3 protein-coding genes and 4 pseudogenes are annotated in these 7,236 nt (G+C 61.2%); 6 read left to right on the top strand and 1 reads right to left on the bottom strand.

Going from position 1 to position 7,236, the window contains the following annotated elements; all coding sequences use genetic code 11:
- A partial coding sequence (locus IQK56_RS27965; protein WP_193901901.1) for a M949_RS01915 family surface polysaccharide biosynthesis protein occupies positions 1–684 on the bottom strand: 684 nt, incomplete at its 3' end.
- 399 nt (positions 685–1,083) lie between these two features.
- Here IQK56_RS27965 and arnC point away from each other — a divergent pair.
- The 6 genes and pseudogenes from arnC to IQK56_RS27935 all read left to right on the top strand — a co-directional run.
- Positions 1,084–2,115, top strand: a complete 1,032-nt coding sequence (gene arnC / locus IQK56_RS27960; protein WP_193862518.1) for an undecaprenyl-phosphate 4-deoxy-4-formamido-L-arabinose transferase — start codon at positions 1,084–1,086, stop codon at positions 2,113–2,115.
- A pseudogene (arnA, locus tag IQK56_RS27955) lies at positions 2,112–4,102 on the top strand (bifunctional UDP-4-amino-4-deoxy-L-arabinose formyltransferase/UDP-glucuronic acid oxidase ArnA). Before arnC ends, arnA begins: the two are co-directional and overlap by 4 nt.
- Positions 4,102–4,985 (top strand): annotated as a pseudogene (arnD, locus tag IQK56_RS27950) (4-deoxy-4-formamido-L-arabinose-phosphoundecaprenol deformylase). Before arnA ends, arnD begins: the two co-directional pseudogenes overlap by 1 nt.
- Positions 4,982–6,636, top strand: a pseudogene (gene arnT, locus IQK56_RS27945) (lipid IV(A) 4-amino-4-deoxy-L-arabinosyltransferase). Before arnD ends, arnT begins: the two co-directional pseudogenes overlap by 4 nt.
- Positions 6,633–6,980: a 4-amino-4-deoxy-L-arabinose-phosphoundecaprenol flippase subunit ArnE gene (gene arnE / locus IQK56_RS27940; protein ID WP_193862516.1), complete on the top strand. Its 348-nt coding sequence runs from the start codon at positions 6,633–6,635 to the stop codon at positions 6,978–6,980. Before arnT ends, arnE begins: the two are co-directional and overlap by 4 nt.
- A pseudogene (locus tag IQK56_RS27935) lies at positions 6,977–7,236 on the top strand (DMT family transporter); the annotation flags it as partial. The gene arnE and the pseudogene IQK56_RS27935, both read left to right, overlap by 4 nt.

Here is a 7,236-nt window from a genome sequence, read left to right as displayed (position 1 = left end):
CTTGGCGAAATCCTTCTCATCGCCATAGCAGCCCGGCAATGGCAATTCGGTGCCCTGCTCCTTGTACTGGCTGACCAGCGCCTGTTGCCCGGCGATGCTGCAATCCTTGGGCAGCGGCATGCCACGCAGCGCCCCGGCCTCTTCATCCCACCAGGCCGCGCCGTAGCGGTCGACACCGCGCAAACGGTACTTCTGCGATTTGCCCACATGCATGATCAGCTTGAACTCATTGGGGCTGACGTCGCTGGTGCAGGTGCGTGAATAGCCCACGGTGGCCTGGGTGATGCCATCGCCAGACAGGTCGGTGACCTTGGTCGCACCCTGGTCGAAGCGCAGTGAGGCGTCGAACTCACAATGCTGCACATCGTCATAGAGCATCCACACGCGCTTGGGGCGGTTGCCGTCGATCAGGTACTGAGCGGCATACACAAAGGCCGACTGGGTGCCGTCATCGTCCCGCTCACTGACTTGTTCAGCCAGCACCAGCAGGTTTTTGCCCTGGCGGTCGTCCCAGGTATAGGCGGCGATCTGCTTGCCACGCACTTCCACGCCATCCGGCACCTGATCGATGCTGGTCAGCGCTACGCCTTCATCGGCGCGTACGGTCGCGACACACGCCACGCTCATCAACAACCCCATCAATACCGGCCGCAACTGGCCGCGTAAAAGCTGCACGCTATTCATCCGTTCACCCTGGCAAGAGAGCGCTTACTTTACCGGCACTTGGGGGGTATTGCAGAGAAGATTGTTGAATAAAATTCCGCCGTGAATTGTGCTCAGCCACGCTGAACCAAAAGCCTTGCGGACAGTTCCTATATCGCCACTCACAGCCTTGGCTGGCTAGCTGAACCCTAGCTGTCTGCCTGTCAAATAAACGAGTTTTTCATCTGCCTTTCATATCTGTTCAACATTTTTACGCTTAATCTTAAACACAACACTTAATGGCAATCCGCGTTTTACCGACTAACCTATTGATTATGCTTCACCTTTAGCGCCGCCTTTTTATCAGCGGGCTGCCTGTTCGCCCAATGATTGCTGCTGTTTTCACGCGCCAAGTTGCACTTACCCCGAGGTCATGATTCTTTGAAACCCTACCCTATTCATTGCGTGTCGATCGTTATCCCGGTCTACAACGAAGAAGAAAGCCTGCCCGAATTGCTGCGTCGCACCACCGCAGCCTGCAAGCAACTGGCCTACGAATACGAAATCATCCTGGTGGATGACGGTAGCCGTGACAATTCTGCCCAACTGCTCGAAGACGCTGCTGCTGAAGACGGCAGCAACGTGGTGGCCGTGATACTCAACCGCAACTACGGCCAGCATGCAGCGATCATGGCCGGTTTCGAGCAATGCCGGGGCGAAGTGGTGATTACCCTCGACGCCGACCTGCAGAACCCACCCGAAGAAATCCCGCGCCTGGTGGAACAAGCCGCCCTCGGCTACGACGTGGTGGCCACCGTGCGCAACAACCGCCAGGACTCGGCCTTTCGCCGCTGGCCGTCACGCCTGATCAACCTGGCCGTGCAGCGCTCCACCGGCGTGGCCATGACGGACTACGGCTGCATGCTGCGCGCCTACCGCCGCACCATCGTCGATGCCATGCTCGCCTGCCGTGAGCGCAGCACTTTTATTCCGATCCTGGCCAACGGTTTCGCCCGTCACACCACCGAAATCCTGGTGCACCACGCCGAGCGTGAACACGGCGAGTCCAAATACAGCGCCATGCGCCTGATCAGCCTGATGTTCGACCTGCTGACCTGCATGACCACCACCCCGTTGCGCCTGCTGTCCATTGTCGGCTTCAGCCTGGCGGCGCTGGGCATGCTGTTCGCCCTCGCGCTGATCGTCCTGCGCCTGGCCTTCGGTGCCGACTGGGCGGGCGACGGCCTGTTCGTGCTGTTCGCAGTGCTGTTCGTGTTCACCGGTGGCCAGTTCATTGGCATGGGCCTCCTGGGTGAATACCTGGGCCGCATGTACAGCGACGTGCGTGCGCGCCCCCGCTTCTTTATCGAAAAAGTGCTGCGCAACCAACCGGCAGCACCGGCTCCCGTGGTCGTCGTTGACGGCCTGGCGTCTTCCCATACTTCCACTTCTGCCGATCAGGTCCAGTCATGAGTTCAAAAGCTGTTGTATTCGCGTACCACGATATTGGTTGTGCAGGCATTGAAGCGCTGCTCAATACCGGCTACGAAATTGCTGCCGTGTTTACCCATGCCGACGACCCCAAGGAAAACAACTTCTACGGCTCCGTGGCCCAACTGTGCGCCCGCAACGGCATCCCGGTACATGCCCCGGAAGATGCCAACCACCCCTTGTGGATTGAGCGTATCGCCAAGCTGAACCCGGATTACATTTTCTCTTTCTACTACCGCAACCTGCTGAGCGAGCCGCTGCTGGCGACTGCCAGCAAAGGCGCATTCAACCTGCACGGCTCGCTGCTGCCCAAGTACCGTGGTCGCGCTCCGGCCAACTGGGTGTTGGTCAATGGCGAGACCGAAACCGGCGTGACCCTGCACCGCATGGTCAAGCGTGCCGATGCCGGCGCGATACTCGCCCAACAGAAAGTCACCATTGATCGCAGCGACACCGGCCTGACTCTGCACGCCAAGCTGCGTGAAGCTGCCAGCAACCTGCTGCGCGATGCCTTGCCGCAACTGGCCCAAGGCAAGCTGACCGAAACCGCACAGGATGAGAGCCAAGCCACTTACTTCGGTCGCCGCACCGCGGCAGACGGCAAGCTGGATTGGAAACAACCGGCTGAAAGCCTGTTCAACCTGGTTCGCGCCGTGACCCAACCGTATCCGGGCGCCTTCTGCGCCGTGGGCGAGCACAAGCTGATCGTGTGGCAAGCCGACGTGATCAAGGGCAATGAAGGCCTGGCGCCGGGCGCGTGATCAGCGTGAACCCGCTGCGCATTGCCTGCGGTGAAGACTCCCTGGAGGTCAAGTTCGGCCAGCGCAACGACAACGGCCTGTACCTGGCCGGTCCTTCACTGGCCAACGAACTGGGCCTGGTGGACGGTTCCGTGCTGCGCGGCGCCGAGTCCGGCCGCACGCCGCGCCGCACCCGCGTACTGATCCTGGGCGTTAACGGCTTTATCGGTAACCACCTGTCCGAGCGCCTGCTGCGTGACGACCGTTACGAAGTCTACGGCCTGGACATCGGCTCCGATGCTATCGAGCGCCTGCGCAGCCACCCCAACTTCCATTACGTGGAAGGCGACATCAGCATCCACACCGAGTGGATCGAGTACCACATCAAGAAGTGCGACGTGGTCCTGCCGCTGGTGGCCATCGCCACGCCAATCGAATACACCCGCAACCCGTTGCGCGTGTTCGAACTGGATTTCGAAGAAAACCTCAAGCTGGTGCGCTACTGCGTCAAGTACAACAAGCGCGTGATCTTCCCGTCGACCTCTGAAGTCTATGGCATGTGCCAGGACCAGTACTTCGACGAAGACACCTCCAACCTGGTGGTCGGCCCGGTCAACAAACAGCGCTGGATCTACTCGGTCTCCAAGCAACTGCTGGACCGCGTGATCTGGGCCTACGGCGCCAAGGGCCTGAACTTCACCCTGTTCCGTCCGTTCAACTGGATGGGCCCGCGCCTCGACCGCCTGGATTCGGCGCGTATCGGCAGCTCCCGTGCAATCACCCAACTGATCCTGAACCTGGTGGAAGGCACGCCGATCCGCCTGTTCGACGGCGGCGAGCAGAAGCGCTGCTTCACTGACATCGCCGACGGCATCGAAGCCCTGGCCCGCATCATTGATAACGACAACGATGCGTGCAACGGCCAGATCATCAACATCGGCAACCCGGAAAACGAAGCCAGCATCCGCCAGTTGGGCGAAGAGCTGCTGCGTCAGTTCGAAGCTCACCCGCTGCGCGGCAACTTCCCGCCGTTCGCCGGTTTCCGCGACGTCGAGAGCAAGGCGTTCTACGGCACCGGTTACCAGGACGTGGCACACCGCAAGCCAAGCATCGAAAACGCCAAGCGCCTGCTGAACTGGGAGCCGACCGTGGAAATGAGCGAAACCATCGGCAACACCCTGGATTTCTTCCTGCGTGAAGCCATGCTCGAAATCGCGGACAAAAAGTAATGAAGGCTGGCTTGCGCATTGACGTCGACACCTACCGTGGCACCCGTGACGGTGTGCCGCAGCTGCTCGAAACCCTGGATGAAGCCGGGGTCAAGGCGACGTTCTTCTTCAGTGTCGGGCCGGACAACATGGGGCGCCATTTGTGGCGCCTGATCCGCCCGCAATTCCTGTGGAAGATGCTGCGTTCCAACGCCGTTGGCCTGTATGGCCTGGATATTCTGCTGGCCGGCACCGCCTGGCCAGGCAAGCCGATTGGCCGTGACCTGGGGCACCTGATGCGCCAGGCCAAGGCTGCGGGGCATGAAGTCGCCTGCACGCCTGGGATCACCACGGCTGGCAGGCCAATACCGGGCGTTGGAGCGAGGCACAGTTGGTCGAGCAGATCCGGCGTGGCGTCGACACCCTGAGCGACATCTTGGGTGAACGCGTCGATTGCTCGGCGGCCGCCGGTTGGCGTGCCGATGAGCGCGTGGTGCAAGCCAAGCAAGGTTTCAACTTTCGCTATAACAGCGATTGCCGGGGTACCAGCCTGTTTCGACCGACCTTGGCCGATGGCAGCGCGGGCACCCCACAAATTCCGGTGGACCTGCCGACCTTCGACGAAGTCGTCGGGCCGGTGGTGGCTGCCAACGATTTCAATGGGTTTATCCTCGACCGGTTTGCCGAGCCGAAGCTCAACGTCTACACAATCCACGCAGAAGTAGAAGGGATTCTGATGGCCAATGACTTTCGCCAGTTGCTTGCCCAGGCTGGGCAGCGCGGCATCCACTTCAAACCCCTGGGCGATTTGTTGCCTGCGGACGTGACCACCCTGCCCCAGCAACAGTTGGTACGCGGCGCCTTGAGCGGCCGCGAAGGTTGGCTGGGAGTACAGCAGGCATGATCCGACGCTGGGCCCTGCCCCTGCTCCTGCTGGCATTCGGCGTGTTTTACCTGCTGCCGCTGGCCACCCATGGCCTGTGGATTCCGGATGAAACCCGCTATGCGCAGATCAGCCAGGAAATGCTGCTGACCGGCAAGTGGGCGTCGCCGCACTTCATGGGCATTCGTTACTTTGAAAAACCGGCCGCCGGGTATTGGATGATCGCGCTGGGCCAGGCGATCTTCGGGCAGAACCTGTTTGGCGTTCGCTTCGCCTCGGCCCTGAGCACCGGCCTGAGCATCCTGCTGGTGTACCTGGTGTCGCGTCGGCTGTGGAATGACCCGCACAAGAGCCTGGTCAGCAGCGTGCTGTACATGAGCTTTGTCAGCATCGCGGCATTGGGCGGGTATGCCAACCTCGACCCGCAGTTCACCTTCTGGGTCAACCTGACCGGCGTGGCCCTGTGGTTCTGCTTCGACAGCACCACCCGTAATGGCCGCCTGGGCTCCTGGGCGTTGCTGGGCTTTGCCTGTGGCATGGGCTTTATGACCAAGGGCTTTCTGGCGTGGCTGTTGCCGGTGTTGATCGCCCTGCCCTACGCGATCTGGCAGAAACGCTTTGGCGAGTTACTCAAGTTCGGCCTGGTTGCCGTGGTGGTGGCGATTGTGGTCAGCCTGCCCTGGGCGCTGGCCGTGCACCTGCAAGAGCCGGACTACTGGAATTTCTTCTTCTGGCACGAGCATATCCAGCGCTTTGCCGGCGACGATGCCCAGCACGCCGAGCCGTTCTGGTATTACCTGCCGCTGCTGGTCGCGTTCTGCCTGCCTTGGGTGGCCCTGCTGCCGTCAACGCTCAAGCAGGCGTGGCAGGACAAGCGCAGTGCAAAAATCGGCTTCGTGCTGCTGTGGCTGCTGATGCCGTTGGCGTTCTTCAGCCTGGCCAAAGGCAAGCTGCCGTCCTACATCATGCCGTGTCTGCTGCCCCTGGCCCTGCTGATGGGCTCGACCCTGGCGGACAAACTCGCTGCCGGCCGTGGCCGTGTGCTGCGGATCAACGGCTGGCTGAATCTGGTGATTGGCGTCGCGGTATTAGTGGCGCTGACGTGGTTTCAACTGAAAAAGCCGGTGTACGAACACGGCGAGGAAACCCTCGGCCTGGTGCTGGTGTTTGCCTTTCTGTTCAGTTGGATCATCGTCAACCTGTTGCAGGCCGTACGCCGCTGCACCTGTGGGCGGCACCGGCGCTCGGCAGCTGGCTGATGGTTGCCCTGCTGCCGGCCGCACTGCCGCATTCGGTGGTCTACAACAAGACGCCGGATCAATTCATCATCGATCACCTGCAGGAACTGCAACCGGCCACCGCGTTGCTGAGCAATGACCTGGGGGCGGCCTCGGCGCTGTCGTGGCGCTTGCAGCGGCCGGACGTGACGCTCTACAACACAATCGGCGAAGTGAAGTACGGCCTCGCTTATCCGGATGCAGGCCATCACAAGGTGGATACCCGGCAAGTCCAGCAGTGGATGAGCGACGCCCGCAAAAAAGGGGCGGTGGGTGTGGTGATGCGCGTTAAAGGTGACGATGAAATTGCCGAAGTTGCATTGCTGCCCACTGACGGTCAGCGCTATGAGCAAGGCAATCTCGTGATTCTGATCTTCCCGCAGGTGGCGCCGTGATCACCCTGCTGTTGTTACTGGTGGCCTGTCTGCTCACCTGTATGGGCCAGGTTTCACAGAAATTTGCTGTAGAAGGCTGGCGCGACCAGCCCGACGGCTGGGCGCTGAAACTGCGCTCACCGTGGCTGTGGGCGGCGCTGGTGTGCCTGGGCCTGGGACTGCTGGTGTGGCTGCTGGTATTGCAGCGCCTTGAAGTCGGTATCGCCTACCCCATGCTCAGCCTGAATTTCGTGCTGGTCACCCTGGTGGCGCGGTTTGTGTTCCATGAAACCATCGACCGTCGTCACTGGCTGGGTGTGCTGCTGGTGATTGGCGGCGTCGTGCTGCTGGGGCGCCAGGTATGAGCCGCGCTCAAGGCTTCGCCCTGGCCCTGGGCAGTGTCGGCCTGGTCAGTGCCGCCCAGTTGGGCATGCGCTGGAGCATGACGCGCTTGCCGCTGCCCAACGAATGGCTCACGCCCGGATTGATCCGGGCGCTTGGCGTGGTGAGCCTGGCGATCTGCCGCCTAGTGCGTTGTCGATGCTCTGCTGGCTCGGCGCACTCAAGCACCTGCCCCTGGGTCGCTGCCTATTCGGCCTGCTGAGCATCAGCTACGCGCTG

Source organism: Pseudomonas cyclaminis (assembly GCF_015163715.1).
In the GTDB taxonomy this organism is placed as follows: domain Bacteria; phylum Pseudomonadota; class Gammaproteobacteria; order Pseudomonadales; family Pseudomonadaceae; genus Aquipseudomonas; species Aquipseudomonas cyclaminis.
This window is presented reverse-complemented; position numbering and strand designations above follow the sequence as displayed.